This window comes from Streptomyces torulosus, assembly GCF_001419765.1.
GTDB classification, from domain to species: Bacteria; Actinomycetota; Actinomycetes; order Streptomycetales; family Streptomycetaceae; genus Streptomyces; species Streptomyces torulosus.
Genome location: NZ_LIRK01001015.1, coordinates 1 through 1673, shown reverse-complemented (window position 1 = coordinate 1673; position 1673 = coordinate 1). Strand labels below are relative to the sequence as shown.

The window sequence follows — 1673 nt, the reverse complement described above, 5'->3', positions numbered from 1 at the left end:
GCCGAAAGCCGTCCCCCGGCCCTAAGCTGAGACGTACGGCGCCTGTCGAAGCAGAGGGCGCCCGAATGGGGCGCGGGGAACCGCGCTCCGAGCCCCCACGAACCCGCGGCCGCCGTGCGGCACCCTCCCCCCACCTCTTAGGTGCCCGGGCCGGTATCGAAGCGCTTCGACAACCTATGGACACGCACTCACCACCGAGCTACTGTCGAGCCACCCTCACATCACCCTGTACGGAACCAATGCGCAGTCGAAGCGCTTAAACACGCTTGGAGAGCTGGATGGTCACCCTCGCCGAGGTCGCCCAGCACGCCGGAGTCTCGGCGAGCACGGTGAGCTATGTCCTCAGCGGCAAGCGGTCCATCTCCGCCGGCACCCGCCAGCGGGTCGAACGGAGCATCCAGGAGCTGGGCTACCACCCGAACGCCGGGGCGCGTGCCCTGGCGAGCAGCAAGTCCAACATCATCGCGCTGATGGTCCCGCTGCGGACGGACATGTACGTGCCCGTGATGATGGAGATCGCCATCGCGGTGGCGACCACGGCCCGTATCCACGGCTACGACGTGCTGCTGCTCACCGGCGAGGAGGGGCCCGACGCGGTGCGCCGGGTCACCGGCAGTGGGCTCGCCGACGCGATGATCCTGATGGACGTCGAGCTGGACGACGAACGCCTGCCGCTGCTGCGCGACACCGACCAGCCGTCCGTGCTCATCGGGCTTCCGGCCGACACCAGCGGCCTGACCTGCGTCGACCTCGACTTCGGGGCGACCGGGGCACTGTGCGTGGAGCACCTGGCGATGCTCGGTCATCGCGAGATCGCCGTCATCGGCGAGGCCCCCGCGGTGTACGAGCGGCACACCGGTTTCGCCGAGCGCACCCTCGACGGGCTGCGGTCCCGGGCACGCGAGCTGGGGCTGCGGGTGCTGCACCGGCCCTGCGAGGGCGGGTACGACGCGATGGCCGCGACGCTGGCCCGGATCTTCGACGAACGGCCGGGCACCACGGGGTTCGTCGTGCAGAACGAGTCCGCGGTCGAGCCGCTGCTCGCGCTGCTGCGCCAGCAGGGCCGGGCGGTGCCCGAGGACGTCTCGGTCATCGCCGTCTGTCCCGAGCAGGTCGCCATGCAGGCGTCGGTGCGGCTGACCTCGGTCGCCATCCCCGCCCAGGAGATGGGGCGGCGGGCCGTCGAGCAGCTCGTCGCCAAGCTCGACGGGCGGGAGACGGACGAGGTGGTGCTCCTCGCCCCCGAGCTGACGGTCCGCGCGAGCACGGGACCGCTGACCGGCGGCTGACACCGGAGGCGGGGCATGGCAGGCGGGAACCAGCTCCCTCAGGCCGGCGGCCGCCTCCGTCACCCGGCGTCCGCCCTCCTTCTCCGCCCGCCCGCGCCGCCCCGACCCGACCCGAGTCTCCTGTCATCCGGCGTCCACCGTCCTGCCACTCGTCCGGCACGTTCTCCCGCCGACCCGCGCGTCGTCCGGGCGGCGAGCCCTGCGCTTCTCGCCCCTGCCCCTCCTCGATCTTGACGCTGCTCTCGGTGCTCTCCGCCTCGTCGAGCAGGGCGCCCGGCAGCCCGTCGAGGAGGGGCAGGGGCGGCTGACGGTCGGCGCTGACCTCGGCGGTGAGCGCGCCGAGGTCAGCGCCGAGGGCCTGGTCCGGTTCACCCGCACCACTGA

Annotated in this window: 1 protein-coding gene; it reads left to right on the top strand. The window is 72.4% G+C overall.

Features of this window, described 5'->3' with window-relative positions; all coding sequences use genetic code 11:
* Positions 1–278 precede the first annotated feature (278 nt).
* Entirely contained in the window at positions 279–1289 is a 1011-nt protein-coding gene (locus tag AOK23_RS43670; RefSeq protein ID WP_055717886.1) for a LacI family DNA-binding transcriptional regulator, read from the top strand.
* Positions 1290–1673: the final 384 nt, after the last annotated feature.

What these genes read in the sequence shown, in the direction of transcription:
- AOK23_RS43670 (WP_055717886.1), top strand. Translation starts at nt 279, where the DNA reads ATGGTCACCCTCGCCGAGGTCGCCCAGCACGCCGGAGTCTCGGCGAGC.